At 68.3% G+C, this 25,610-nt stretch carries 20 protein-coding genes and 1 riboswitch; of the genes, 6 read left to right on the top strand and 14 right to left on the bottom strand.

Translation table 11 applies throughout. From position 1 onward, the window contains the following. Positions 1-6 precede the first annotated feature (6 nt). The 4 genes from metF to UC35_RS12560 all read right to left on the bottom strand — a co-directional run bounded on the left by metF (position 7) and on the right by UC35_RS12560 (position 3,916). A complete protein-coding gene (gene metF, locus UC35_RS12575) occupies positions 7-840 on the bottom strand; it encodes a methylenetetrahydrofolate reductase [NAD(P)H] (protein ID WP_061500115.1) in 834 nt (277 codons plus the stop codon). Positions 841-849: 9 nt separating this feature from the next. Beyond that, the gene (locus UC35_RS12570) at positions 850-1,590 is read right to left on the bottom strand and encodes a TlyA family RNA methyltransferase (RefSeq protein WP_061500112.1); all 741 of its coding nucleotides are present in this window, start codon (positions 1,588-1,590) and stop codon (positions 850-852) included. Between the two features lie 108 nt (positions 1,591-1,698). After that, positions 1,699-3,138 carry an adenosylhomocysteinase gene (ahcY, locus tag UC35_RS12565; protein ID WP_061500108.1) on the bottom strand — a complete coding sequence of 480 codons (1,440 nt, stop codon included), beginning with the start codon at positions 3,136-3,138 and terminating at the stop codon, positions 1,699-1,701. A 58-nt stretch (positions 3,139-3,196) separates the two neighbouring features. After that, a riboswitch (S-adenosyl-L-homocysteine riboswitch) is annotated at positions 3,197-3,268 on the bottom strand. A gap of 81 nt (positions 3,269-3,349) precedes the next feature. Next, complete coding sequence (locus tag UC35_RS12560; RefSeq protein WP_061500105.1) at positions 3,350-3,916, bottom strand: DNA-3-methyladenine glycosylase I; 567 nt, start codon at positions 3,914-3,916, stop codon at positions 3,350-3,352. 80 nt (positions 3,917-3,996) lie between these two features. On the opposite strand from UC35_RS12560, the gene UC35_RS12555 reads away from it, so the two are divergent. The 5 genes from UC35_RS12555 (at position 3,997) to UC35_RS12540 (ending at position 9,464) form a co-directional block, all read left to right on the top strand. Next, the gene (locus UC35_RS12555; protein WP_061500102.1) at positions 3,997-5,073 is read left to right on the top strand and encodes an ATP-dependent DNA ligase; all 1,077 of its coding nucleotides are present in this window, start codon (positions 3,997-3,999) and stop codon (positions 5,071-5,073) included. Positions 5,074-5,444: 371 nt separating this feature from the next. After that, entirely contained in the window at positions 5,445-7,085 is a 1,641-nt protein-coding gene (locus tag UC35_RS12550; RefSeq protein WP_061500100.1) for a peptide chain release factor 3, read from the top strand. A gap of 35 nt (positions 7,086-7,120) precedes the next feature. After that, the gene (locus tag UC35_RS23945) at positions 7,121-7,264 is read left to right on the top strand and encodes a hypothetical protein (protein ID WP_158513890.1); all 144 of its coding nucleotides are present in this window, start codon (positions 7,121-7,123) and stop codon (positions 7,262-7,264) included. After that, positions 7,261-8,685, top strand: coding sequence for a S41 family peptidase (locus tag UC35_RS12545; RefSeq protein ID WP_145979413.1), 1,425 nt, complete (start codon positions 7,261-7,263; stop codon positions 8,683-8,685). The genes UC35_RS23945 and UC35_RS12545 overlap by 4 nt, the downstream gene beginning before the upstream one ends. Next, complete coding sequence (locus tag UC35_RS12540; RefSeq protein WP_061500092.1) at positions 8,682-9,464, top strand: HAD-IIB family hydrolase; 783 nt, start codon at positions 8,682-8,684, stop codon at positions 9,462-9,464. The genes UC35_RS12545 and UC35_RS12540 overlap by 4 nt, the downstream gene beginning before the upstream one ends. A 34-nt stretch (positions 9,465-9,498) precedes the next feature. Here UC35_RS12540 and UC35_RS12535 read toward each other — a convergent pair whose 3' ends face one another. Next, complete coding sequence (locus UC35_RS12535) at positions 9,499-10,461, bottom strand: Bug family tripartite tricarboxylate transporter substrate binding protein (protein WP_061500089.1); 963 nt, start codon at positions 10,459-10,461, stop codon at positions 9,499-9,501. 267 nt (positions 10,462-10,728) lie between these two features. Between UC35_RS12535 and UC35_RS23055 the strand changes: the two genes are divergently transcribed. Beyond that, on the top strand, positions 10,729-11,289 hold the full coding sequence (locus tag UC35_RS23055) for an outer membrane beta-barrel protein (protein ID WP_158513889.1): 561 nt from the start codon (positions 10,729-10,731) through the stop codon (positions 11,287-11,289). A 110-nt stretch (positions 11,290-11,399) separates the two neighbouring features. Here the strand turns inward: UC35_RS23055 and uvrA are convergent, their stop codons facing one another. From uvrA to UC35_RS12485, 9 genes are all read right to left on the bottom strand, one after another. Then, complete coding sequence (uvrA, locus tag UC35_RS12525) at positions 11,400-17,228, bottom strand: excinuclease ABC subunit UvrA (protein ID WP_061500083.1); 5,829 nt, start codon at positions 17,226-17,228, stop codon at positions 11,400-11,402. Positions 17,229-17,368: 140 nt separating this feature from the next. Continuing rightward, complete coding sequence (locus UC35_RS12520) at positions 17,369-18,160, bottom strand: enoyl-CoA hydratase/isomerase family protein (protein WP_082793093.1); 792 nt, start codon at positions 18,158-18,160, stop codon at positions 17,369-17,371. Positions 18,161-18,199: 39 nt separating this feature from the next. Continuing rightward, complete coding sequence (locus tag UC35_RS12515; protein ID WP_061500077.1) at positions 18,200-18,964, bottom strand: ABC transporter permease; 765 nt, start codon at positions 18,962-18,964, stop codon at positions 18,200-18,202. 9 nt (positions 18,965-18,973) lie between these two features. Beyond that, complete coding sequence (locus UC35_RS12510; protein WP_061500075.1) at positions 18,974-19,759, bottom strand: ABC transporter ATP-binding protein; 786 nt, start codon at positions 19,757-19,759, stop codon at positions 18,974-18,976. A gap of 4 nt (positions 19,760-19,763) precedes the next feature. Beyond that, entirely contained in the window at positions 19,764-20,780 is a 1,017-nt protein-coding gene (locus tag UC35_RS12505) for an ABC transporter substrate-binding protein (protein WP_061500072.1), read from the bottom strand. 50 nt (positions 20,781-20,830) lie between these two features. Next, the gene (locus UC35_RS12500; RefSeq protein WP_061500070.1) at positions 20,831-22,006 is read right to left on the bottom strand and encodes a thiolase C-terminal domain-containing protein; all 1,176 of its coding nucleotides are present in this window, start codon (positions 22,004-22,006) and stop codon (positions 20,831-20,833) included. Positions 22,007-22,009: 3 nt separating this feature from the next. Continuing rightward, the gene (locus UC35_RS12495) at positions 22,010-23,548 is read right to left on the bottom strand and encodes an AMP-binding protein (RefSeq protein ID WP_061500067.1); all 1,539 of its coding nucleotides are present in this window, start codon (positions 23,546-23,548) and stop codon (positions 22,010-22,012) included. After that, a complete protein-coding gene (locus tag UC35_RS12490; RefSeq protein ID WP_061500065.1) occupies positions 23,545-23,958 on the bottom strand; it encodes a Zn-ribbon domain-containing OB-fold protein in 414 nt (137 codons plus the stop codon). The genes UC35_RS12495 and UC35_RS12490 overlap by 4 nt, the downstream gene beginning before the upstream one ends. Further along, a complete protein-coding gene (locus tag UC35_RS12485) occupies positions 23,955-25,463 on the bottom strand; it encodes a hypothetical protein (protein ID WP_061500061.1) in 1,509 nt (502 codons plus the stop codon). Before UC35_RS12485 ends, UC35_RS12490 begins: the two co-directional genes overlap by 4 nt. Positions 25,464-25,610 lie beyond the last annotated feature (147 nt).

The raw sequence follows: 25,610 nt of genomic DNA, 5'->3' as shown, positions 1-25,610 counted from the left end.
GTAGCGTCAGGGCGCGAGGCCGATGCGCCGGCAGATCTCCGCCGTCGCCTTTGCCTGGTTCATCGTGTAGAAGTGGAAGCCCGGCACGCCGCCGGCCTTCAGGTGCTCGCACAGCTGGGACACGACGTCGAGGCCGAAGGCCTTGATCGACGCGCTGTCGTCGCCGAAGCCCTGCAGCCGCAAGCGGATCCAGCGCGGGATTTCCGCGCCGCAGCTGTCCGAAAAGCGCATCAGCTGCGACGAGTTGGTGATCGGCATGATGCCCGGCACCACCGGCACGCGGATGCCGCGCCTGTGCAGTTCGTTCAGATAGCCGAAGTACGCGTCCGCATTGAAGAAGTACTGCGTGATGCCGGAGTCGGCGCCGGCCTCGACCTTGGCCGCGAAGGCGTCGAGGTCCGAGGTCGGCGACTTCGATTGCGGGTGCATCTCGGGATAGGCCGCCACTTCGAGGTGGAACTGGCGCCCGGTCTCGCTGCGGATGAAGGCGACCAGGTCGCTGGCATAGCGGAACTCGCCGCCCAGCCCGTAACCACTGGGCATGTCACCGCGCAGCGCGACGATGCGCTTGACGCCGGCGGCGCTGTAGGCGGCCAGCCGCTCCCGGATGCTGTCCTTGGTCTGGCCGATGCACGACAGGTGCGGCGCCGCCGGGCAGCCCTCGGCCATGATTTCGCTGACGGCCTGCAAGGTGCCTTCCTGCGTCGAGCCGCCGGCGCCGAAGGTGACCGAGCAGAACTCGGGCTTGAGCGCATAGAGTTGCTCCCGCGCGGCGCGCAGCTTGTCCGCCCCCTCGGGCGTCTTGGGCGGGAAGAATTCCAGGCTGATCGAAAGCGTCATCGTCTCGCCTCAGTGTGTGTTGCTTGCATGAATGAAAAATTCGCGGTTGCCGTCACCGCCGGCGATCGGGCTGTCGAACCAGCCGCGCACCGTCAGGGCGAGCGAGGCGCAGCACTCGCGCAGCCTGCGCTCCACTTCGGCATACAGCGCGGCGTCGCGCACGATGCCGCCCTTGCCGACCTGCCCCGGCTGCAATTCGAACTGGGGCTTGACCAGCATCAGCAGCTCGCCCCCGGGCTTGAGCAACGGCGCGAGTGCCGGCAGCACCAGCGTCAGCGAGATGAATGACAGGTCGCCGACCACGAGGTCGAAGTCGTGGCCGACCCGTTCTGGCGAGAGTTCGCGGGCATTGAGCTTCTCGATGGCGGTCACGCGCGCGTCCTGCCTCAGCTTCTCGTGCAACTGGCCGTGGCCGACGTCCACCCCCGTCACGCGGGCGGCGCCGTGCTGCAGCAGGCAATCGGTGAAGCCGCCGGTCGATTGGCCGACGTCCAGGCAGGCCTTGCCGGCCGCGTCGATGCCGGCGGCGCGCAAGGCGCCTTCCAGCTTCAAGCCGCCGCGCGAGACATAGCGCGCCTCGGCAGTGTCGAGCAGCTCGATCTCGGCCTGCGCCGGCAACTCGTCGCCGTTCTTGGCGACCGGCTTCCAGCCGTCCGCCGCCCGCCAGCGCACGCCCGAAGCGATCAGGCGCTGCGCCTGCGAGCGCGAGGCGGCCAGGCCGCGTTCGACGAGCAATTGATCCGCGCGCATGCTTTTACTCCCTCTCCCCTCCGGGGAGAGGGCGGGGGTGAGGGGCGCTGGTCAAAGTTGCGAGCGCCCCCACCCCTGCCCTCCCCCGGAGGGGGAGGGTGTCCTGGGTCAATACCGGTACGTGTCCGGCTTGTACGGGCCCTGCTTGGGCACGCCCAGGTATTCGGCCTGGGAGTCGGTGAGCTCGGTCAGCATCGAGCCCAGCTTCTTGAGTTGCAGGCGCGCGACCTTCTCGTCCAGGTGCTTGGGCAGCACGTAGACCTTGTTCAGGTCGTAGGACTCGCTGTGCGTGAACAGCTCGATCTGTGCGATCGTCTGGTTGGCGAACGACGAGGACATCACGTAGCTCGGGTGGCCCGTGCCGCAGCCCAGGTTCACCAGCCGGCCCTTGGCCAGCAGGATGATGCGCTTGCCGTCCGGGAAGATCACGTGGTCGACCTGCGGCTTGATCTCTTCCCACTGGTACTTCTCCAGCGAGGCGACATCGATCTCGTTGTCGAAGTGGCCGATGTTGCAGACGATCGCCTGGTCCTTCATCTTGGCCATGTGGGCGTGGGTGATCACGTCCTTGTTGCCGGTGGCGGTGACGAAGATGTCGGCCTTGTCGGCCGCGTAGTCCATGGTCACGACGCGGTAGCCTTCCATGGCGGCCTGCAGCGCGTTGATCGGGTCGATCTCGGTGACCCACACCTGCGCCGACAGCGCGCGCAGCGCCTGCGCCGAGCCCTTGCCCACGTCGCCGTAGCCGGCCACCAGCGCGACCTTGCCGGCAATCATCACGTCGGTGGCGCGCTTGATGCCGTCCACCAGCGATTCGCGGCAACCGTACAGGTTGTCGAACTTGCTCTTGGTGACCGAGTCGTTGACGTTGATGGCCTTGAACATCAGCTCGCCGCGCGCGGCCATCTGCTTCAGGCGGTTCACGCCGGTGGTGGTCTCTTCGGTCACGCCGATGATCTTGCCGCTCTTCCGGCTGTACCAGGTGGGGTCTTCGGCCAGCTTCTTGCGGATCGAGGCGAACAGGATCTTCTCCTCCTCGCTGTGGCCGTTGCCGGCGACCAGCGACGCGTCCTTCTCGGCGCGCTTGCCCAGGTGCATCAGCAGCGTGGCGTCGCCGCCGTCGTCCAGGATCATGTTGGGGCCTTCGCCCTCGGCACCCTTGGGGCCGAACTCGAAGATGCGGTGGGTGTAGTCCCAGTAGTCCTCGAGCGACTCGCCCTTGATCGCGAACACCGGCGTGCCGGTCGCGGCGATCGCCGAGGCGGCATGGTCCTGCGTCGAGAAGATGTTGCAGGAAGCCCAGCGCACGGTCGCGCCCAGCGCCTGCAGGGTCTCGATCAGCACCGCGGTCTGGATCGTCATGTGCAGCGAGCCGGTGATGCGCGCGCCCCGGAGCGGTTGGCTCTTCGCGAACTCCTCGCGGATCGCCATCAGGCCCGGCATCTCGGTCTCGGCGATGCGGATTTCCTTGCGGCCCCAGTCGGCGAGCGAGAGGTCGGCGATCGCGCAGTCCTGCGCGGCTTGGGGTTTGAGAACGGCAGCGTTCATGGTGACTCCATTGGTGTCGAGTTGACCACTGCCTGCTGGGATACTCACCGCACAGAACAGTGGGTGAGCGTCGTTGCGTAGGTTCCGAGCCTCACACCCGCATGGGGATGCTGCAACGCTCCTCGGATGCGGCCGATTTTAGCCCAAGCCCGGGCTTCGCGGCACCGCGCCGCTGCGGATGAGTCCGGGCGGCCGGCGCCGGCGCCGGAGCTCAGCGGGCGTCGCGCCGCCGGAAGCAGCCGAGCGCGTGGTCGTCGACGATCCCCACCGCCTGCATCCAGGCATAGACGATGACCGGGCCGACGAACTTGAAGCCGCGCCGCCGCAGCTCCTTGGAGATCGCTTCGGATTGCGGCGTGCTCGCCGGGACGCTGCGGCCATCGCCGGCCAGCACCTTGCCGCCGGTGAAGGCCCAGCAAAAGTCCGCGAAGTCCTCGCCGCGTTCCTGCATATCGCAATAGATGCGGGCTGCGGCAATGGTCGCGTCAATCTTCGCCCGCGAGCGGATGATGCCGGGGTCGGCGAGCAAGCGCTCGATCTGCCGGTCGCCGAAGCGAGCCACCTTGGCGGGTTCGAAACTGGCGAAGGCCTTGCGGAACGCCTCGCGCTTGGTCAGCACCGTCCGCCACGACAGGCCGGCCTGGAAGCCCTCCAGCATCAGCATCTCCCACAGCATGCGGCCATCGCGCTGCGGCACGCCCCATTCCTCGTCGTGGTAGCGGGCCATCAGGGCGTCGCCCTGGGCCCAGGCGCAGCGGTGCTGGTCGGTATGGCTCATGCAATCCCCGGGATTCGGACCCGGGAGTCTGTCACGCTTTGCGCTTGCCGCAGCTATAAAACCTGCGCTACAAGCAAGCCATGGCCGTCACGCCGCCGATCGCGCCCATGCTGGCCAAGCTTGCCGATGAGCTGCCGCAGCAGGACGGCTTCATCTTCGAGCCGAAATGGGACGGCTTCCGCGCCGTCGTGTTCCGTCCCGGGCAGGAGGCCTTCATCCAGAGCCGCGACCTGCGGCCGCTCAACCGTTACTTCCCCGAGCTGGAGCGGGCCTTCGTCGAGCGCCTGCCCAAGGGCTGCGTCATCGATGGCGAGATCGTGGTGGTGGGCCAGCGGGGGCTGGACTTCGACAGCCTGCAGCAGCGCCTGCACCCGGCGGCCTCGCGCGTGGCGAAGCTGTCTGACGCGACGCCGGCATCCTTCATCGCCTTCGACCTGCTGGCCGCCGGCGGGCGTTCCACCATGCAACTGCCGCAGTCCGAACGCCGCGCGCGGCTGGAGCGGTTGCTCGGCAGCGTGCTGCCGCCGATCCACCTCACGCCCGCCACCCAGGACCGCGTCACCGCGCAGGACTGGCTGCAGCGCTTCGAAGGCGCGGGACTCGACGGCGTGATCGCCAAGCCGATGGCCGCCACCTACCAGCCCGGCCGGCGCGCGATGCTGAAGGTCAAGCACGCGCGCACCGCCGACTGCGTGGTAGCCGGCTTCCGCTGGTACCGCGACACGCAGGACGCAGTGGGGTCGCTGCTGCTCGGCTTGTACGACGAGGCGGGCGTGCTGCAGCACGTGGGCGTGACGGCATCGTTCACCGCCGACATGCGCCGCCAGTTCGCCACCGAACTGGAGCCCCTGCGCGGCGATGCCCTGCGCGACCACCCCTGGCGTGACTGGGCCGAGGCCGTCGCGCAGGAACAAAGCCGCATGCCCGGCGGCGAGAGCCGCTGGAGCGCGGGCAAGGACCTGTCGTGGGAACCGCTGCGGCCGGAGCGCGTCTGCGAGGTCAAGTACGACCACCTGCAGGGCGACCGCTTCCGCCACGCGGCCCAGTTTCTGCGCTGGCGGCCGGACAAGCCGGCTGCGGGGTGCCGGTATGACCAGCTCGAAGTGGTGGCGCCGTTTGAGTTGGAGAAGGTGTTCAGGGCTGTCCAGCGGAGCTGAGTCCGCGCCTCGTTTTCCGGGCCGCCGGCCCTGGTGCCCCCACCCCGTCCTGTCCTGGGCCGGTGGTCGGGATGGGTCGGGCGCAGGTCCATTCGCGTGTTCGCTGACGTCGATGGCGCACGCCGGTCGTGGGCGGGCGCTGCCTGCAACCATTCACGGCCGTAGCCGCGAGCGTGACCGGAGAACGACCCGTCCCGGCCGCCGGCCCCGCCCCGAAAGGCGCCCTGCCCGAAATCGCCGTGACCAATTCACGCTCACCCCTGGGAGATGGCCGCCAAGCGCCGGCTTCCGGCCGCCAGCTCAACCCCATGGGAAAATATAGGGTTTGCACAGCGGCCTGCGTCCCGAGCCGCATCTCCCCGGAGTTCCCTTTGTCCGCATCGACCTACGCCGCAGAAACCCGGCGCCGCCGAACCTTTGCCATCATTTCTCACCCCGACGCGGGCAAGACCACGCTGACGGAAAAGCTGCTGCTGTTTTCCGGCGCGATCCAGATCGCCGGCTCGGTGAAGGCGCGCAAGGCCTCGCGCCACGCGACCTCGGACTGGATGGAGATCGAAAAGCAGCGCGGCATCTCGGTGGCGAGCTCGGTGATGCAGATGCTGTACCGCGAGCACGTGATCAACCTGCTGGACACGCCCGGCCACAAGGACTTCTCCGAGGACACCTACCGCGTGCTCACCGCGGTCGACTCCGCGCTGATGGTGATCGACGCGGCCAATGGCGTGGAAGCGCAGACGCGGCGCCTGATCGAGGTCTGCCGGCAGCGCGACACGCCCATCATCACCTTCGTCAACAAGATGGACCGCGAGGTGCGCGAGCCGCTGGAGCTGCTCGACGAGATCGAGCGTGAACTGGGCATGCCCTGCGTGCCCATGACCTGGCCGGTGGGCCAGGGCAAGACCTTCGGCGGCATCATGAACCTGCGCACGCAGGCCATGACCGTGTTCGAGGCGGGTTCCGAGCGCCTGCCGCAGGACTTCGAGACCATTCCCCTTTCGCAGCGCGACACGCTGATGAAGCGCTTCGGCCACGAGTTCGAGACGGCTGAGCAGAGCATGGAGCTGGCGATCGGCGCCTCGCCCGAGTGGGACCACGAGGCCTTCCTGGCAGGCAAGCAGACGCCGGTGTTCTTCGGCTCCGGCGTCAACAACTTCGGCGTGATGGAAGTGCTGGAGGCACTGGTGGACCTGGCGCCTTCGCCGCGTCCGCGCACCAGCCACCACGCCGTCAACCGCCAGTCGGTCGAGAAGACCGTGAACCCGGAAGACCCGAACTTCTCCGGCGTGGTGTTCAAGGTGCAGGCCAACATGGACCCGTCGCACCGCGACCGCATCGCCTTCGTGCGCATGGCTTCGGGCAAGTACGCGCCCGGCATGAAGCTCAAGGTGCAGCGCACCGGCAAGGAGCTGCGCCCGACCTCGGTCGTCACCTTCCTGTCGCAGCGGCGCGAGGCGGTGGATGAAGCCTTTGCCGGCGACATCATCGGCTTCACCACGCACGGCGGCGTGCAGCTGGGCGACACCATCACCGACGGCGCCAGCCTGCAATTCACCGGCCTGCCCTTCTTCGCGCCGGAGCTGTTCACCACCGTGATCCTGAGGAACCCGCTGCGCACCAAGCAGCTGCAGCAGGGCCTGGCGCAGCTCGGCGAGGAAGGCGCGATTCAGGTGTTCCGCCCGCAAGTCGGCGGGCCGATGCTGCTGGGCGCGGTCGGCCAACTGCAGTTCGAAGTGGTGCAGCACCGCCTCAAGGCGGAGTACGACGCTGACGTGCGGCTCGAAAGCAGCCAGTACACCGGCGCGCGCTGGATCACCGCCGACACGCCGGCGGAACTGAAGTCCTTCACCGACGCGTATCCGCAACGCCTGGCGCACGATGCCGCCGAGTCGCTGGCCTTCCTGTGCACCTCGCCCTACGACGTGCGCCTGGCGCAGGAGCGTTTCCCAAAGATACATTTCCATCCACTTCGAGAGCACGCGGGCTTGAGCTTGCAAAAGGCCAATGGATAATGGCTGAGCATGAGGGCCAACATCTCAGGAGAGGTATGCGTCTTTCGATGAACAAGGGCTTGCGCGCGGCCACCGCCGCTGCACTGGCTGCGGTCCTGCTGGCTGCCTGTGGCGGCGGCGGCGGCGATCCGGGCGAGTGCGTCAGCGGCAGCGCGCAGGTTTGCGCCGAAGGCCGGTGATCCCGGCCGGAGTTCGCGCCGCCGCAGCCGCGGCGTTGGCCGCCGGCTTGCTTGCCGCTTGCGGCGGTGGCGGCGGCAGTGCCGGCCAGTGCGTCAGCGGCAGCGCGCAAACCTGCGCAGAGGCGCAGCAGCCCGCGCCGCCGGCCCTGACCGCCGGGCCGTCCGCCAGCTACGCGGGCGTCTGCACGCTCGAAGGCCAGAAGCAGTTCACCCGCGCCTACCTGGACGAGTCCTACCTCTGGTATTCGGAAATGCCAGCGGTCAATGCCTCGCTCCACAACAACATCCCCGACTATTTCTACAGCCTGCTCACGCCGCAGCGCGACGCCACGGGACAGTTCAAGGACCGCTTCAGCTTCATCGTCAGCAACACCGTCGCGGACAGCCTGGAGACCGGCGCCGGTTTGGGCTATGGCATCCGCTGGGAGCAAGACGGCCAGGGCCGCACCCGCGCCGCTTTCGTCGATGCCGCTTCGCCCGCCGCGGCTGCCGGGCTGCAGCGCGGCGGCGAACTGGTGAGCGCCCCGGCCGGCGCCAGCTGGTATCCCAGCGCGGCGGCCAGCATCAGCTTCGTCTACCGATCCAGCCCCAGCGCGCCGACCCGCACGGTGAGCCTGTCGGCGGCGCAGGTGCAGGAAGACCCGCTGCCGATGTCGATGGCGGCCTCGGCCGCACCGTCCGACCGCAAGGTCTGGTACCTGCTCTTCAACGCGCACACCCGCGGCGCCCAGGACAAGCTGATCGCCGCGCTGGGCAACGCCAAAGCCTATGGCGTGCAGGATCTGGTGCTCGACATGCGCTACAACGGCGGCGGCTACCTGTACACGGCGCTGTCGCTGTCGTCGATGGTGACCGGCAGCGGCGCCGACGGCAAGGTGTTCGAGCAGCTGCGCTTCAACGACAAGCGGGGCCAGGAGACCGCGGAATCGACCTTCCGCTTCTCCGGCCAGGTCCAGTGGGGCGAATCGCTCTACGGGGAGGGCACGGCGCTGCCGCGCCTGGGCCTGCCGCGCGTCTACGTGCTCAGCACCGAGAACACCTGCTCAGCCAGCGAATCGGTCATCAACAGCCTGCGCGGCGTCGGCGTCAACGTGGTGATCGTCGGCAGCACCACCTGCGGCAAGCCCTACGGCTTCAGCCGCGCCGACAACTGCGGCTTCTCTTATTACCCGATCGAGTTCCAGGGCGTGAACGAGCAGGGCTTCGGCGACTACGCCAACGGCTTCACGCCGACCTGCGCCGCCGCCGACGACTTCGAGAACGCGCTGGGCAGCCCGGGCGAGCGCCTGCTGGCCACCGCGTTGCATCACATCAAGAACGGCAGTTGCCCGGCCCAGCCGATGGCAGCGCCGCTCGCGGCCCGCGCGCCCCTGCTGTCCTCCGCGCCGGTGCGCGGCAAGCTCCTGCCTTCACGCCGGTGATCCCGCTCAGCGCACCTGCCTTTTCGGGCCTGTCGATCCGCGGTGTCTTCACGGACATCGACGACACGCTGACCACGGAGGGCGCCATCACCGCCGACGCGCTGGCCGCGCTGGGCCGGCTGCGGGCGGCCGGCATCCACGTCATCCCGATCACCGGCCGTCCGGTCGGCTGGAGCGAACCCTTCGCCCGCGCTTGGCCCGTCGATGCCATCGTGGCGGAGAACGGTTCGGTCGCGGTGCTGCGCGAGGGCGATGGCCTGGTCAAGCTCTACCAGCAGGCGCCCGACGAGCGCGAGCTCAACTTCCGGCGCATGCAGCAGGTCGCGCAGCGGGTGCTGGCGGAAGTGCCGGGGGCGACGATCGCGCGCGACAGCGCCGGCCGCGAAACCGACATCGCAATCGACCACAGCGAGTTCGCCCACCTGCCAGCCGGGCGCATCGCGCAGGTGGTGCGGCTGATGCAGGCCGAGGGCATGACCGCCACCGTCAGCTCGATCCACATCAATGGCTGGTATGGCGAGCACAATAAGCTGGCCGGCGCGCGCTGGATCGTGCGCACATTGCTCGGCCGCGAGCTCGACGCCGAGATCGAGCACTGGGTCTACGTGGGCGACTCCACCAACGATGTGCTGATGTTCGAATGCTTCCCGCACAGCGTGGGCGTGGCCAACATCCGGCGCTTCGAGGCGGAGCTCACGCACCCGCCGAGGTACATCACACCGAGCGAGCGCGGCGCCGGCTTCGCGGAAGTGACGGCCGCCATCCTCGCCGCGCGCTGAGGCGCCCGAAGCGCCGAAGCCGCCCGAATCGCCGCTACTGCGGCTTGCCCAGGCCGAGCTTTTCGACCAGCGCCTTCTCGCGCTGGAAGGTCTCCTGCGCGAAGCGGGCGTACTGCGCCGAGTCCATGTAGATCGGCAGCATGTCGTAGCGCGCCAGCGACTGCACGTAGCTGGGCTCTTCCATCGCCTTCTTGAAGGCGTCGTGCAGCTTCTTGACCACATCCGGCGGCGTGCCGCGCGGCGCGCCGATGCCGAAGGGCGAGTTCTGCACGATGTCGATGCCCAGCTCCTTGAGCGTGGGCGCGTCGGGGAACTTCGCCAGGCGCTGCTCGCCCCAGGTGTTGAGCACGCGCAGCTTGCCCGATTCGACCAGCGGCGCGAAACCGGTGGAGTCGGCCGCCGCCATCAGCTGGCCGCCGAGGATGGCCTGGTTCAAATCGGCGCTGCCCTTGTACGGAATGTGGTTGAGCACAAGACCGAGCTTCTGCGCAATCAGTTCCGTGGTCAGGTGCGGGCTGGTCAGCGTGCCGGTGGATCCGTAGCTGAGCTTGCCGGGGTTGGCCTTGGCGTAGGCGACGAAGTCATTCCAGTTCTTGATGGGGCCGTCGGTCGGCGCCACGATGCCGAAGGCGTAGCCGGTGACGTTGATGACGTAGGCGATGTCCTTGACCGGGTCCCAGTTGATCTTGGTGGTGTAGGGCAGCCGGAACACGCCCAGCGGAATCTGCGCCAGCGTGTAGCCGTCCGCCGAGGTGGTCTGGAGCTGCTGCGCCGGCAGCGTGCCGCCCGCGCCCGGCTTGTTCTCGATCACCACCGGCTGGCCCAGCACCTTGGAGGCGTTGTCGGCGAGCGAGCGCATGGTGATGTCGGTGGGGCCGCCCGCCGGGAAGGCGACCAGCAACCTGATCGGCTTGGCCGGAAAGGCCTGGGCGAATGCCGACAGCGAAGGGGCGGCGATGGTGGCAGCGGCGAGCTGCACGAGGTGGCGACGGCGCATCGGATGTCCTCTGATTGGGAAAGTGCGCGCATTGGAACGCCTGTGTGCGGCGCGCGCATCGGGACTGTCCCCCTGTGCCGTCACACAGGCGACTCCTGCGAACGGCACCGTCGTGTCGCGTCTAGCCGACTCGTTGCAAAAGACACACGCTCAACAAGAAACGGCGGATGGGCGCCGCGGGCAGGATACGTATGGCCTTTCTGGCCGGACTCCCCCGCTGGAGTCATACAAGGAAGAAACCCAATCACTGAACCCAGGGATATTCAGATGAAACGACTCGCGACCGCGGCCGGTGCCGCATTTCTTTTGCTGGGCAGCGCCCAGGCCCAGATGACGATGCCGCAGTGGAGCACCGCGGGCCTTTACGGGGAACTCGGCTATACGCAGCTGAAGATCGACGCATTTGGCACCAGCCTCCGGCCCGGGGCGATACGCGGCATCATCGGGTACGACTTCCATCCGTTCTTCGCGGTCGAAGCCGCAGGCGCCTGGGGCATCGACGACGACGACAAGGGCATCGCGATCGGCGGTGTTCCGACCAGCGTCCAGGCCAAGCTGGATTACATGTACGGCCTCTGGGTCAAGCCGAAATACGCGTATCAGCAGTTCGAGTTCTTCGGCCGCCTGGGCTACGCCCACACCAAGGTGGAGGTCGATCGCACCGGCTTCATCGGGCGCACGGAAGGCCAGGACGACTTTGCCTGGGGCCTGGGCGCGAACTACCGGTTCACCCCGAACGCGTACGTGGGAATCGACTGGATGCGTTACTCCAATCAGAGCAACAGCCACGTCGACGGCCTGACGATCTACGGCGGCTGGCACTGGTAATAGACTCATTCAGGAAATTCGCTGCGCGAGTTTCCTGAATCGCCTGATCAGTTAAAGAGGCCCGGCAAAGCCGGTTCTTCACAGCGTGTGATCGGGCTGCGCGGGGAGTCCTATCGCGCCAGCACCGGCGCCAGCGCGCGGCCGGTGTGGGTCCCGCGGATCACCAGCTGCTCGGGCGACGCGGCCGCCACCACGCGGCCGCCCTCGCCGCCCCCTTCCGGGCCCAGGTCGATCACCCAGTCGGCTTCGGCGATGATGTCCAGGTCGTGCTCGATCACGATTACGCTGTGGCCGCCGTCCACCAGGCGGTGCAGCACACGCGCCAGCTTCTCCACGTCAGCCATGTGCAGCCCGACCGTGGGCTCGTCCAGCACATAGAGCGTGTGCGGCGCCTTCTGGCCGCGGCGCGTGATGTCGTCGCGCACCTTCGACAGCTCGGTGACCAGCTTGATGCGCTGTGCCTCGCCGCCTGACAGGGTCGGGGAAGGCTGCCCCAGGGTGAGGTAGCCCAAGCCCACGTCCTTGAGCAGCTGCAGCGGATGGCTGATGGCCGGCATGCTGGCGAAGAAAGCCACCGCCTCATCGACTTCCATCTGCAGCACGTCGCCGATGCTCTTGCCGCGCCAGGTGACGGCCAGCGTTTCGGGATTGAAGCGCGCGCCGTGGCAGGACTCGCAGGGCACCTTCACGTCCGGCAGGAAGCTCATCGCGATGGTGCGCACGCCCTGCCCTTCGCAGACCGGGCAGCGCCCCTCCCCGGTGTTGAACGAGAAACGACCCGGCCCGTAGCCGCGCGCTTTCGCCTCCAGGGTGTCGGCGAACAGCCGGCGGATCGTGTCCCAGAAGCCGATGTAGGTCGCGGGACAGGAGCGCGGCGTCTTGCCGATGGGCGTCTGGTCGACTTCCAGCACGCGGTCGACCGCCTGGTAGCCGTCCAGCCCCTGGCAGCCGATCCATGCCGGGCGCTTGCCGCGCGCGTCGGCATCGCGGCCCGCCTTGGTGGCGCGCTGCTGCACCGCGGCCTGCACGTTGGCCAGCAGCACGTCGCGCGCCAGCGTGGACTTGCCGGAGCCAGACACGCCGGTCACGGCGACCAGTCGACGCAGCGGGACGTCGACGTCGACGTCCTGCAGGTTGTGCAGGTCGGCGCCGCGCAGCTGGAGCTGGCCCTCGGTGCCGGGGTTGCCTCCTCTCCCCTCCGGGGCGGGGGCTGGGGTGAGGGGCGCTCCATTCAAGCCAACCTCGCGCCGCGGCTTCACCGGATGCTTCATCGCATGCAGCAGGTAACGCCCCGTCACCGACTCCTCGGCGGCCGAGATCTCGCTGGCGCTGCCCTGCGCCACCACCCGGCCGCCCCGCTTGCCCGCGCTGGGGCCGATGTCGATGATGTGGTCGGCGCGGCGGATGGTGTCCTCGTCGTGCTCCACCACCACCAGGGTGTTGCCCTTGCTGCCGAGCTTGTGCAACGCATCCAGCAGGATCTGGTTGTCGCGCGCATGCAGGCCGATGGTCGGCTCATCCAGCACATAGCACACGCCCTGCAGGTTGGACCCGAGCTGCGCGGCCAGGCGGATGCGCTGCGCCTCGCCGCCGGACAGCGTGGGCGCGCCACGGTCCAGCGTCAGGTAGCCCAGCCCGACTTCCTCCAGGAACTCCAGTCGGCTTTTGATCTCGGGGATCAGGTCGCGCGCGATGCCCTGCTCGCGATCGCTCAGCACGCTGCCGGCCTGCAGGCCTTCGATCCAGCGGCGCACCTCGCTCACCGAGAGGGCGGCGATCTCGGCAATGCCGGTGGCGCTGAACTTCACATGGCGCGCCTGCAGGTTGAGGCGCGTGCCGCCGCACGAGGAGCAGGATTCGTCGCTCACGTCCTCCACCTCGGGTTCGGCGAAGGTCTGCTCGCGGCCCTTGTCCTCGTCGCTGCGGAGGGTATCGTCGTAGGCCTTGCGCTGCTCGCGGCTGAGCTTCACGCCGGTGCCCACGCAGTCGGGGCACCAGCCGTGCTTGCTGTTGTAGGAGAACAGGCGCGGATCGAGCTCCGGGTAGCTGGTGCCGCATTCCGGGCAGGCGCGCTTGGTCGAGAACACCTCGACCTTGCCGATGTGGTGATGGCGGCCCTCGCCGGCCATCATCGCGCCGCGCAGCCCATCCAGCGGCGCCAGCACGTGCAGCACGCCCTTGCCATGCTCCAGCGCCTCGGCGAGCTTGGCGCGCAGCAGCTCCTCGTTGGCCGGTGTGATGTCGAGGTCGCACACCGGCAGTTCGATGGTGTGCTCCTTGAAGCGGTCGATGCGCGGGAAGCCGGTGGTCGGCAGGAAGTTGCCGTCCACCCGCAGGTGGGTGTAGCCGCGCGGCCGCGCCCATTCGGCCAGCTCGGTGTACACGCCCTTGCGGTTGACCACCAGCGGCGCCAGCAGGCCGATGTGCTGGCCCTTGTACTTGCGCATCAGCTGCGCGGCGATGCTGTCCGGCGTCTGCGGCCGCACCGGCGTGCCATCGTGCACGCAGTGCTGCGTGCCCAGCTTCACGTAGAGCAGGCGCAGGAAGTGCCACACCTCGGTGGTGGTGCCCACGGTGGACTTGCGCCCGCCGCGCGACAGCCGCTGCTCGATCGCCACCGTGGGCGGAATGCCGTACACCGCATCGACCTCCGGCCGCCCGGCCGGCTGCACGATGCTGCGCGCATAGGCGTTGAGCGATTCCAGGTAGCGCCGCTGCCCCTCGTTGAACAGGATGTCGAAGGCCAGCGTCGACTTGCCCGAGCCCGACACCCCGGTGATCACGCTGAAGCGGTTGTGCGGCACGTTCACCGACAGCGACTTCAGGTTGTGCTCGCGGGCATTGACGATCTGGATCGCCGAATTCACCAAATTGGGGTCAGAGTCCAATTTCGCGTATCTCGCGCCGTCGAGCGCCCCCACCCCTGCCCTCCCCCGGTGGGGGAGGGAGTAAACGGCCTTCGGTTCTTCCGCCGCACCCAAGGTCAAGTCGTATTCACGCAAGGCCTTGGCGGTGTGCGAACTCGGGTGGTGGCGCACTTCCTCCGGCGGGCCTTCGGCGACCAGCAGGCCGCCGGCGTCGCCGCCTTCCGGCCCCAGGTCAATCAGCCAGTCCGCCGCGCGGATCACATCGAGGTTGTGCTCGATCACGACGATGGAGTTGCCGCCTTCGAGCAGCTTGCGCAAGGCGCGCATCAGCTTAGCGATGTCGTCGAAATGCAGCCCGGTGGTGGGCTCGTCGAACATGAACAGCACGCCCTTGGTCGCCAGGCCCTGGCGCGTGGCCGAGCCGTTCTTCGCCGCCTGCGCCAGGAAGCCGGCCAGCTTCAGGCGCTGCGACTCGCCGCCGGACAGCGTGGGTACCGGCTGGCCCAGCTTGACGTATTCCAGTCCGACGTCGGCGATCGGCTGCAGCGCGCGGATCACCTCGCGGTCGTTGGCGAAGAGCTGCGCCGCCTCGCTCACCGTGAGCTCCAGCACATCGGCCACGTTCAGCACGCGCGCCTTGCCGCCCGCCGCCTGTCGCTCGATGGTGAGTTCCAGGATCTCGGGCCGGTAGCGCTTGCCGTCGCAATCCGGGCAGCGCAGGTACACGTCCGACAGGAACTGCATCTCCACGTGCTCGAAGCCGGAGCCGCCGCAGGTGGGGCAGCGGCCGTCGCCGGAATTGAAGGAGAACTTGGACGCGGTGTAGCCGCGCTGCCTGGCCAGCGGCGCGGTGGCGAAGATCTCGCGGATCGCATCCCAGGCGCCCACATAGCTCACCGGGTTGGAACGCGCGGTCTTGCCGATCGGCGACTGATCGACGAACACCACGTCGCCCAGGTGATCGGCGCCCAGCAGGCGGTCATGCGCGCCCGGCGAGTCGGTCGCCTTGCCGAAATGCCGCATCAGCGCCGGCGCCAGCACATCCTGGATCAGGCTGGACTTGCCCGAGCCGGACACCCCGGTCACCACCACCAGCCGCTGCAGCGGGAACTCGACCGCGAGGTCGCGCAGGTTGTGCTGGCGGGCCCCTTCCAGGATCAGCCGCGGCGTCGCTTCGGTCACCGCGCGCTTGAAGCCCATGCCCACGTGCTTGCGCGCGCCCAGGTAGGCGCCGGTGAGCGTATCGGCCTGGCGCAGCTGCGCGGTGGTGCCGTCGAACACGATCTGCCCGCCACGCTCGCCCGGCCCCGGCCCCATGTCGATGATGCGGTCGGCCGCGATCATCACCGCGGGGTCGTGCTCCACCACCACCAGCGTGTTGCCGGCGTCGCGCAGCCGCATCATCGCCTCGGTGATGCGGTGCATGTCGCGCGGGTGCAGGCCGATGCTGGGCTCGTCCAGCACGAACAGCGTGTTCACCAGCGAGGTCCCCAGCGCCGTCGTGAGGTTGATGCGCTGCACCTCGCCGCCAGAAAGCGTGCGGCTCTGCCGGTCCAGAGCGAGGTAGCCGATGCCCACGTCGACCAGGTACTTCAGCCGCGTGTTGATCTCATCAAACAGCAGCTTGAGCGCCTGCAGGTCGCCCTGGCCGGCGTGCGCGGCTTCGGCCTGCGGTTCGACCCGGTCGAAGAAGCGGCGCAGCTTGTCGATCGGCATCAGCATCAGGTCGTGCAGGGCCAGGCCCGGCATCGCTTCGAGCTGCTCGCGCGTCCACTTCACGCCGACCGGCATGAAGCGGCGCGAGGGCTCGATCACCGCGTCGGCGTCCTCCTTGGTGCCGAGGCGCCACAGCAGGCTTTCCAGCTTCAGGCGCGCGCCGCCGCACGTCTCGCAGGGCGTGTAGCTGCGGTACTTGGACAGCAGAACGCGGATGTGCATCTTGTAGGCCTTGCTCTCCAGGTACTGGAAGAAGCGCCGCATGCCGTACCACTGCTTGCTCCAGTTGCCCTCCTTGTAGCCGGGCGTCCCTTCGATCACCCAGGCCTTCTGCTCCGGCGTGAGCTTGTACCAGGGCGTGTCGCGCGGAACGCCGGCGGCCTCAGCGTGGCGCATCAGGTCGTCCTGGCACTCCGACCACGCGGGCGTCTGGATCGGACGGATCGCGCCAGCGCGCAGCGTCAGCTTGTCGTTGGGAATCACCAGGCCCCAGTCGACGCCGATCACGCGGCCGAAGCCGCGGCAGGCGTCGCAGGCGCCGACCGGCGAGTTGAACGAGAACATCGACGGAATCGGGTCGGCGTAGCGGATGTCGCTGTCCGGGCAGTGCAGGCCGGTGGAGAACTTCCAGCAGTCGAAGCTCTCGTCGGCCAGCTGGCGGTACACCGACAGGCGCCCCGACCCGCGCTTGAGCGCGACCTCGATCGCCTCGATGGCGCGCGCCCGTTCGGTGTTCTGCAGGCGGAAGCGATCGGCCACCACGTCCAGCACCTTGCGCGGGCCGGTCACCGTCGCCACCTCTCGCTGCCCGTGCACCCGGGTGAAGCCGCTGGCGGCCAGCCATTGCTCGACTTCCTCGGTGGTGGTGCTGGCCGGCAGTTCCACCGGGAAGGTCAGCACCAGGCGCGGATCGTCCTGCGCGGTGCGGCGCTTCAGTTCGTCGTAGATGCTGTCCGGCGAGTCGTGCCGCACCAAGAGCCCGGTCTGGCGGTCGAACAGCTGCGCGGCCCGCGCGAACAGCAGCTTCAGGTGGTCGTTCAGCTCGGTCATGGTGCCGACCGTGGAGCGCGAGGAGCGCACCGGGTTGGTCTGGTCGATGGCGATGGCGGGCGGCACCCCTTCCACCCGGTCAACCGCGGGCTTGTCCATGCGATCCAGGAACTGGCGGGCGTAGGCCGAAAAGGTCTCGACGTAGCGCCGCTGCCCTTCGGCGTAGAGCGTGTCGAAAACCAGGCTCGACTTGCCCGATCCGCTCGGACCGGTGACGACGGTCAGCTCGCCCGTGCGCAGGTCGAGGTCGAGGTTCTTGAGGTTGTGCTGGCGCGCGCCGCGGATGCGGATCTGTCCCTGGGTCATGCGGGAGGTTCTTTCGGTCGAAGGCGGAACATTCTAGAGATACCGCCTTGCCAAGTCCCGCCATGTGGTTATCCACGGCGTGGTGCCCCAACGACCTTCCCCCACCAGATCGGAAGTTTCCGCGGCAGCGGCCGCCCGTGCTAGGGACTCCTGAACTCCGGCGACCGGCCTCCCAGCCACGCCGTGAGACCTTCCGTGTAGTCGTCGCCGCCGTCCAGCGGGTCGCGCATGGCCTGCGACAGCGCGGTTGCCGCGCCGGTATCGAGATCGACGCTTTGCCGGATCAGCTGCCGGGCCGCGGCCACGCCCACCGGGCTGTTGCCGGCGATCTCGCCCGCCAGCGCCAAGGTCCGCTCCCGCAATTCAGCATGCGGAACGACCAGCTCCACGAAACCGAGCTGGAAGGCCTCCTGCGCGGAGAACTGGCGTGCACTGAGCACGATGTAGCTGGCGCGGCCGCGGCCGACCATCTTGGTCAGGCGAACCGGGCCGCCGGCACCGGGAAACGAACCGGTGTTGCGCAGCTCGGTGAGCGCCAGGACCGCCCGGTCGGAGGCGACCCGGATGTCACAGGCCAGCGCCAGTTCCAGGGACCCGGCGAACGCCGGGCCGTTGATCATCGCGATGACGGGCACCGGGAATGCTTCCAGCAGTTCGACGATCTGCAGCCCGGCATGGCGTTGCCGCTGGACGATTTCAGGCGTCAGATGAACCCGCTCCTTCAGGTCAGCGCCGGCGCCGAAGGCCGAGCCCTCACCCGTGAGAATGAGCACCCGGAAGTCCTGGCAGGCATGGAGCTCGGTCAGGCACGCCAGAAGTTCGCTCGCCATCTCGAAACTGACCGCGTTGCGCCGCGCCGGCCGGTTCATCGCCAGCGTCAAGACCTGTTCGGCAGGCCGGTAAAGCTTCAGGGTGTTCCAGTCATCACGCATGTCCGGGCTCCAGGTCCGCCGACTCCGCGGTTGTTTCAGTCACTGCCACTTCAGCAGCGCGCGTTCCAGCCGGCTCATCGCCGAGGTCACCAGCATGCCCAGCAGCGCCAGCACGACCAGCAGCCCCATGACACCGTTCATGTTGAACGTCGATTGCATGTAGGCCAGCGTCTGCCCCAGGCCGTGCTCAGCCGCCATCAGTTCGGCGCCGATCACACCCAGCATCGAGTACACCAGCGCGAGCCGCAGGCCCGACGCGATCACGGGGACCGCCGAGGGCAAGGTGACGTGCATGAACAACTGCAGCGGCGAGGCGCCGAGGCTGCGCGTGAGCGTGAGCAGGTCGCCGGACACGCCGCGAATGCCCGCGACCGTGCTGGATAGCACGATGAAGAAAGCCAGGCTGGTGCCCACGGCGATCTTCGAACCCAGGCCGAGTCCGAACCAGAGCAGGAACAGCGGCACCAGCGCGATCCGGGGCATCGCATTGAGCAACGTCAGGTAGGGATCGGCGGCGCGCTCGAAGCGCGGGAAGGCGACGAACACCAGGCCCAGCAGGATGGCCAGCGCGCTGCCGAGAACGAAGGACGCCACCGTGCCGACCATGGTGTATCCCAGCTCCAGCCAGAGTTTGGGCTTGGACACGAACCCTTCGTACAGGAAATTCGCGATGCCGGACGGACGTCCGAAGAAGGTCGCGTCCAGCCAGCCGCGCGAACAGGCGAATTCCCAGACCGCCAGGAAGGCGGCCAGGAAAACCAGGTGCGCAGCAGCATCACGCCAGGTGTGTTGGACATCTTTCACGGTCGGCCCTCAATGAACAAGTTTCGCGGCGGCGCCGGACTGTTGGATGCCGCGCTCGAGCTGCTCCCAGACATGGGTGTAGATCTCGTGGTACTCGGCGCTCTTTTGCAGGGCGCGGACCGAGCGCGGGCGCGCCAGCGGAATCTGGACGTCGGCGATGATGCGGCCGGGGCGCGCGCTCATCACCACCACCCGGTCCGACAGCGCCACCGCCTCGCCCAGGTCGTGCGTGATGAAGATGACCGTGCGGCGCTGCGCCTGCCACAGCGAAAGCAGCAGATCCTCCAGCGCCAGCTTGGTCTGCGCGTCCAGCGCGCCGAACGGCTCGTCCATCAGCAGGATCGGCGAGTCCAGCGCGAAGGTCCGGGCCAGCGCGCAGCGCTGCCGCATGCCGTGCGACAGCGCCTTGGGATAGCTGTCCTCGAAGCCGGCCAGGCCCACCTTCGCCAGCAGTTCGCGCGCGCGTGCTTCGGCCTGCGCCCAGGGCACGCCGCGCAGTTCCATGCCGTAGCAGGCATTGGCCAGGGTCGTGCGCCAGGGCAGCAGGCAGTCGCGCGCCAGCATGTAAGCCAGATCGGCATTGCCCTCGTGCGGCGGCTTGCCCAGGATCGAGATCCTGCCCTCCTGCGGCGGCAGCAGGCCGGTGAGCTGGTTCAGCACCGTGGTCTTGCCGCAGCCGCTGGGGCCGACGATCGAGACGAGGTCTCCTTCGTTGACCTGAAGCGAGAAGTCGTCCACGGCCAGCACCTGCTGGCCGAAGCGGATCTTGAGGTTGTCGATCGAGATCGCGGCCATCGAATCAGGGCGCGCGTGCGTCGATGATTTCCGCCGCTTCGATACCCTTGTCCCACTGGCCGGTCTTGAGCATGAAATCGACGGTCGCCTTGACGGCAGGGCGGCTGATGCGCGGATCGAAGATGCCGTGCTTGATCTGCCGCTGCAGCAGGGACCGCATCAGCTGGTCCCCATTCGGGATGTCGAACTTGAAGTGGGCGTCGTTGATCTTCAGCACCTCCTCGAAGTTCGCCGGGTCGTTGATGAACTTGTCGGCGTCGCGGGTGGCCTTGACCAGGGCCTCGACCACGTGCGGGTTGGCGTCGATGTAGGCCTGGTTCATGATCAGGCCGGCGCCGCCGCCGTTGGTGGCGAAGACCTCGGCCGGCTGCGGATCGGCATCGGCCCGGTAGACGACCTTGCATTGCTTGGTGACGTCGCACATGGTGCCCATCGGCTCGTAGGACATGGCGAAGTCGATCTGCTTGTTCACCAGCGCGGCGTAGGCGGTGTTGGGCGCCCCCACCGCCACGAAGGTGACGTCCTCGGCCTTCATCCCGGCCTTGTCGAGCAGGAAGCGCACGCCGGTCTCCACGCCGCTGCCGCGGCTGGTCACGCCGACCTTCTTGCCTTTCAGGTCCGCCACCCAGGCCGGAAACGGCTTGCCCGCATTGGGGGCGTCGACATGGTTGCCCACGACCATCAGGCCGAGGTTCTTGCTCATGATGTTGACGACCGCCTTCACCTTGGCGCCCTTCTGCACCGCCGGGATCCACACCTCCAGCGCCGCCACGGCGCCCTCGATGTTCTTGGCCATCAGCGCCTGCATGCCGAGTGCCGCGGTCGGGATCGGCTGGAGCTCGCACTTGATGCCGTAGTTGGCGCAATAGCCCTTGGCGATGGCCACACGCATGGGCAGCGTGATGACGCCGAGATGGTCCTGGATGCGCACCGTCTCGCCCTTGCCTTGCGCGGCGGCCGTACCCGCGAGCAGTGCCATGGACAAAGCCAGCGCGCTACGGATCTTGGATGGGATCTTCATGATGTCTCCTGTTGTTTGTGAAAGAAGGACTAGGGAAGGAATTCGTTGTCTCACGCGGCGGCCAGCACCATCACCATGTAGGCCGACATCACCATGCCGGTTGCCTGCACCAGCGCGTGGCGCGCACCGGGCACCTGGCGCGCGCCGCACTCGCCGCGCAACTGGCGCACCGTTTCTATGGTGAGCTGCATGCCGAACTGGCCGGAATGGTTGAACGACAGGCCGCCGCCCGAGGTGTTGACGGGGAAGCCGCCGCCGGGTGCGATGCGGCCGCCGCGCAGGAAGTCCGCCGCGCCGCCCGGCTCGCAAAAGCCCATGGCCTCGAGGCCGAACGGCACGTTGATCGTGAAGGCGTCGTAGATCTGGACCATGTCCAGGTCGCTGCGATCGATCCGGGCCATGGCCAGGGCCTCGTCGGCCAGGCCGCGCAAGGGCTGCTCGTCCAGCCAGTCGGTGACCGCGAACGGCGTCATGTGGTGGCGGTGGCTGTCGGCAAAGCCCTGCACCACCACCGGCGGCCGCTTCAGCGCGCGCGCCCGCTCCACGCGGGTCAGGACCATGGCGCCCGCGCCGTCATTGACCTGGCAGATGTCCAGTTTGCGCAGCGGGTCGGCGATCATCGGCGAGGCTAGGTATTGCGCCATGGTCAGCGGATCGCGGGCGCTGGCGTTCGGGTTCAGCTGCGCCCAGCGGCGCGCGGCGAGTGCCACTTCGCCCAGGCACTCGGGCCCGACGCCCCAGCGGTCCAGGTACAGGCGCGCCAGCATGGCGTACCAGCCGATCGGATTGAGCATGCCGTAGGGGGCGGCAAACTGCCCCATCGGCATGCGCGCGTCCTGCATCAGCCCGCCGCGCTGGCGGCTCTGGTCCAGCCGCTGGGTGCTGCCCCAGGTGACCAGGGCCACCTCGCACAGGCCGGCCTCGATGGCTGCCATCGCATGCACCAGGTGCGTGATGTTGGATTGACCGCCCACCACCGTGCTGTCGACATAGCGCGGCTGGATGCCCAGGTATTCGGACACCAGCATGGCGCTGGCCCGGTCGTCCCAATGCGCGAACACGCCGTCGACGTCGGTGAGAAGCAAGCCGGCATCGAGCAGCGCCTCGCGCGCGGACCGGCATTGCAGCGACAGCGCCGTGTCGCCGGGCGCCGCCTTGCCCAGGCCGGTTTCGCCGACGCCGACGATGGCGTAGCGGCCGCGCAGTTCCTGCTTGTCGATCGCCATGCTTCAGCCCCCGCCCGTGCCGGCGAGCCGGGACCGGACGTCCTTCTTCAGGACCTTGCCGACGGGGCTGCGCGGCAGCGTGGGCCAGAACTCGACGCGCTTGGGCGTCTTGGTGCTGCCGAACCGGGCCTTGCACATCGCCATGATCTCGTCGGCGGTGGCCGTCGCGCCGGCCTTGAGCTCGATGACCGCGGTCACCCGCTCGCCCCAGTCGGCGTCGGGGGTGCCGACCACGGCGCAGTCCTGCACCGCGGGATGCGACCAGATCAGCTGCTCGATCTCGCTCGGGTAGATGTTGAAGCCGCCCGAGATGATCATGTCTTTCTTGCGGTCCACCAGGTACAGGTAGCCGTTCTCGTCGAACACGCCGATGTCGCCCGTGTGATGCCAGCCGAAGGCGCGGGCGGCGGCGGTGGCTTCCGGGTTGTCGAAATAGCCCGGCGTCACCAGTTCGCCGCGCGCGACGATCTCGCCACGCTCGCCGGGCCCGACGATGTTGCCGTCGTCGTCCATCAGGGCTACCTCGCACGCGCCTGTCGGGCGCCCGGCCGACGCCAGGTGCCGGGTATCCCCGGAGTTGCCGCCGATGTCGTGGTCGCGACGGCTCAGGCAGGTGATCAGCCCCGGCACCTCGGACTGGCCGTAGATCTGCATGAACACCGGTCCCCACAGCGCCAGGCCTTCCTTCAGCTTGTCCACCGACATCGGCGCCGCGCCGTAGATCACGTATTCGAGCGAGCTGCAGTCGCGCCGCCGCGCGTCGGGGTGCGCCAGCAGGCGATAGATCATCGTCGGCGGCAGGAACATATGCGTCACGCGCTCGCGCTCGATCAGCTCCAGCACCACGGTCGGATCGGCCGAGGGCGCGATCACGTTGCGGGTGCCGAACGAGGACAGGCCGACCGCCGTGGCGCCTGCCGCATGGGTCAGCGGCGCCACCACCAGGTGCACCGGCTCCTTGGCCGGCGGGCAGAACTGGTTGCTGATGCGGTAGACGGCATGCAGGGCGCGATGGTTCTGCATGATGGCCTTGGGCCGCCCGGTGGTGCCGCCGGACGACTTGATCAGCGCGACGTCGTCGAGTTCGCGCTGCGCGATGCAGCGTTGCCCCGCGTACTGGCGCATCCAGCCCGCCACACTGGGTGTGCCGTCGGCTTGCTCGTCCAGCGCGATCACCGACTTGAGCGTGGGCACGCCGGCGCGGATGCGTTCGATCTGGGGCAGGAAGCTCTTGTCGACGACCAGCGCCGAGAGTTGCGCGAACGCCATGAACCAGATCAGGTCTTCCAGGGCATCGCGCGTGTTGAGCGGGACGAACACCGCGCCGGCACGCATGATGCCCAGCATGGTCACGAAGCCGATCGGATCGTTGGGGCACAGGATGCCGATGTGGCTGCGTTCCAGCCCGCGCTCGGTCAGGGCATGGGCCAGCGCATGCGAGGCTTCGGCCACCTGGGCATAAGTGAGGCGTGTCGTCGCGGTCTGCACGCAGACGCGTTCGGGGTACTTGCGCACGCCGATATCGAAATGGTCGATGATCATCGGCCTTCCTCCTGCAGCGTGAACTGCGGCAATGTGAACTCGTCGCTGATGGGCTCGAAGCGGACTTGCACCCGGGCCCCCGTGCGGATGCGCTCGACGTCGCAGCCGACCACGTTGGCCAGCATTCGCACGCCCTCATCCAGGTCGATCAGCGCCACCGCGTAGGGGGCGGTCATGGCCGGATTGGCGGCGATGCGGCAGATGGTGAAGGTGTAGATGCGGCCGGTGCCGCGGGCCTGCACCCACTCCAGGCCGTCGGCGAGGCACGCGGTGCAGAAGGCCCGCGGATAGAACTGGTGCCGCCCGCAACCCGGGCACCGCTGCACCACCAGCCGGCCTTCGCGCGCGGCGTCCCAATAGGGCCGGCTTTCCGCAGTCGCCACCGGTTGGGGCCTGGACACTTGCGTCATGCCAGCCCCGCGTTGGCGTGCAGTTCGAAGCCGGGCGAGATCACATGGATGGCGCGCCTGGCGGGCAGCCGCGCCAGCCCGGCCACCAATTCGACCAGCGGCCGCTCGATGCTGAAGTCGGTGGGCGTCGGGGCCAGGGCGTCGATCTTCTCGTCGCCGTACATGTAGCGCAGCACCAGTTCCTCGTCCGACAGGTGTCCGTAGCGCTTGCGCAGCTGCGGCACCACCGGCTCGAGCGCGGGCGGGCTCAAGGCGACGCTGCTGGATCCATTGGCGATGATCCTGTCCTTGACGTTCGGGTCGACCGGGATCGGCAGGGCGCCGAAGTAGCCGCAGACGTACTTCTTGACTTCGTCGGGAACCACCTTGTAGCGCTCGGTGTTCAGCACGTTCATCACCGCCTGCGCGGCCACGATGGCGGGATAGGGCGTCACCATCACCGGGGAGCCGAGCTCCACCCGTACCCGGGAAATCTCCTCGAGCACCTCCGGCAGCCGGTGCATGAGGCCGGCTTGCTTGAGCTGCGCCTCCAGGTTGGTCTGTGCCCCGCCGGCGTATTGCGTGTCGTACTGCGCGGGGTCGTATTCGGCGGGCACCCCCACCGGCTGGCCTTCCTGTTCCGCCAGGCGCCCCAGGTAGTCGCCGACCTCGTCGAGCAGATGGTCGTCCGCGGCCACGTCGAAGCCGATCTCGCGCAGGTTGCGCGCGAGCATCTGCGCGGCGGGCAGCGAATTGCCGTTGGCCAGCGGGTCCACCGCGCAGAGAATCCGGTCGGCACCGTGCACCGCACCTTCGAGCGCCACCAGCGGCCCCAGGCCGGTCAGGCAGTGGGTGTTCAGCTCCAGGGTGCATTCCGGGCCGATCGCGGCGCGCACGGCCGGGACCAGGGTGCGCGTGCGCTCCACTGTCAGGATGCCGCCGGCGTCGAGGATGCAGAACCCATCGGCGCCGAAACGCTGCCGTGCCTCCGCCGCCTTGCGGGCATAGAACGCATCGTCGTAACCCGGCGCGATGTTGTAGCCCAGCGCGATGATGGGACGGCACCCCAGTTCAAGGGTGCGCTTGACGGTGGCCTCGACGTTGTCCCAGCACAGCAGCGCCTCCATGATCGCCATGTCGCGCGCGCCATTGGCGATCAGGCGCTCGGCAAACAGCAGCGTGATGTCGTCGGCCACCGGATAGAAGTTGCGCATCAGGTTGCCGCGCACCGCCGCGCGCAGCGGCGTGCGCGTGATGCGTTCGCGCAGCAGGCGCAGACGTTCGAACGGGTTCTGGTTGAGGAACAGCACGCCCGCGTCGAACTGCACCAGGGCGATGCCTTCCATGCTGACGAAGCCGGCCTGGTCCAGGCGCTCGGCGATCGGCAGCATGTGCTCGGTGCGCATGCGCGTGGCCCACAGGCATTGGTGCGCGTCGCGCAGCGTCCCGTCGGACAGATGGATGGTGCGGCGCCGGCCGGTGCGTGCCGTCTCGGCAGCGACCTGGGCGCGAAGTTGGGACAGCATGGCTCTAGTCCAGTGAAACAGGGAAATAGCACCCCCCGCCGGGGCGAGAAGGGGTGCAGGAGTAGGCACGGGCCGCAGCCCAGGCTGGCCGCCTGGGCAAGGACCGTAACGCCCTCATGCGCCCCTTCTCGCCCCGGCCCTTCGGGT

Origin of the sequence: Ramlibacter tataouinensis, assembly GCF_001580455.1 — a bacterium.
Taxonomy (GTDB): domain Bacteria; phylum Pseudomonadota; class Gammaproteobacteria; order Burkholderiales; family Burkholderiaceae_C; genus Ramlibacter; species Ramlibacter tataouinensis_B.
This window is presented reverse-complemented; position numbering and strand designations above follow the sequence as displayed.

What these genes read in the sequence shown, in the direction of transcription:
- metF (WP_061500115.1), bottom strand. Translation starts at nt 840, where the DNA reads ATGACGCTTTCGATCAGCCTGGAATTCTTCCCGCCCAAGACGCCCGAG.
- UC35_RS12570 (WP_061500112.1), bottom strand. Translation starts at nt 1,590, where the DNA reads ATGCGCGCGGATCAATTGCTCGTCGAACGCGGCCTGGCCGCCTCGCGC.
- ahcY (WP_061500108.1), bottom strand. Translation starts at nt 3,138, where the DNA reads ATGAACGCTGCCGTTCTCAAACCCCAAGCCGCGCAGGACTGCGCGATC.
- UC35_RS12560 (WP_061500105.1), bottom strand. Translation starts at nt 3,916, where the DNA reads ATGAGCCATACCGACCAGCACCGCTGCGCCTGGGCCCAGGGCGACGCC.
- UC35_RS12555 (WP_061500102.1), top strand. Translation starts at nt 3,997, where the DNA reads ATGGCCGTCACGCCGCCGATCGCGCCCATGCTGGCCAAGCTTGCCGAT.
- UC35_RS23945 (WP_158513890.1), top strand. Translation starts at nt 7,121, where the DNA reads ATGCGTCTTTCGATGAACAAGGGCTTGCGCGCGGCCACCGCCGCTGCA.
- UC35_RS12535 (WP_061500089.1), bottom strand. Translation starts at nt 10,461, where the DNA reads ATGCGCCGTCGCCACCTCGTGCAGCTCGCCGCTGCCACCATCGCCGCC.
- UC35_RS23055 (WP_158513889.1), top strand. Translation starts at nt 10,729, where the DNA reads ATGAAACGACTCGCGACCGCGGCCGGTGCCGCATTTCTTTTGCTGGGC.
- uvrA (WP_061500083.1), bottom strand. Translation starts at nt 17,228, where the DNA reads ATGACCCAGGGACAGATCCGCATCCGCGGCGCGCGCCAGCACAACCTC.
- UC35_RS12520 (WP_082793093.1), bottom strand. Translation starts at nt 18,160, where the DNA reads ATGCGTGATGACTGGAACACCCTGAAGCTTTACCGGCCTGCCGAACAG.
- UC35_RS12510 (WP_061500075.1), bottom strand. Translation starts at nt 19,759, where the DNA reads ATGGCCGCGATCTCGATCGACAACCTCAAGATCCGCTTCGGCCAGCAG.
- UC35_RS12505 (WP_061500072.1), bottom strand. Translation starts at nt 20,780, where the DNA reads ATGAAGATCCCATCCAAGATCCGTAGCGCGCTGGCTTTGTCCATGGCA.
- UC35_RS12500 (WP_061500070.1), bottom strand. Translation starts at nt 22,006, where the DNA reads ATGGCGATCGACAAGCAGGAACTGCGCGGCCGCTACGCCATCGTCGGC.
- UC35_RS12495 (WP_061500067.1), bottom strand. Translation starts at nt 23,548, where the DNA reads ATGATCATCGACCATTTCGATATCGGCGTGCGCAAGTACCCCGAACGC.
- UC35_RS12490 (WP_061500065.1), bottom strand. Translation starts at nt 23,958, where the DNA reads ATGACGCAAGTGTCCAGGCCCCAACCGGTGGCGACTGCGGAAAGCCGG.
- UC35_RS12485 (WP_061500061.1), bottom strand. Translation starts at nt 25,463, where the DNA reads ATGCTGTCCCAACTTCGCGCCCAGGTCGCTGCCGAGACGGCACGCACC.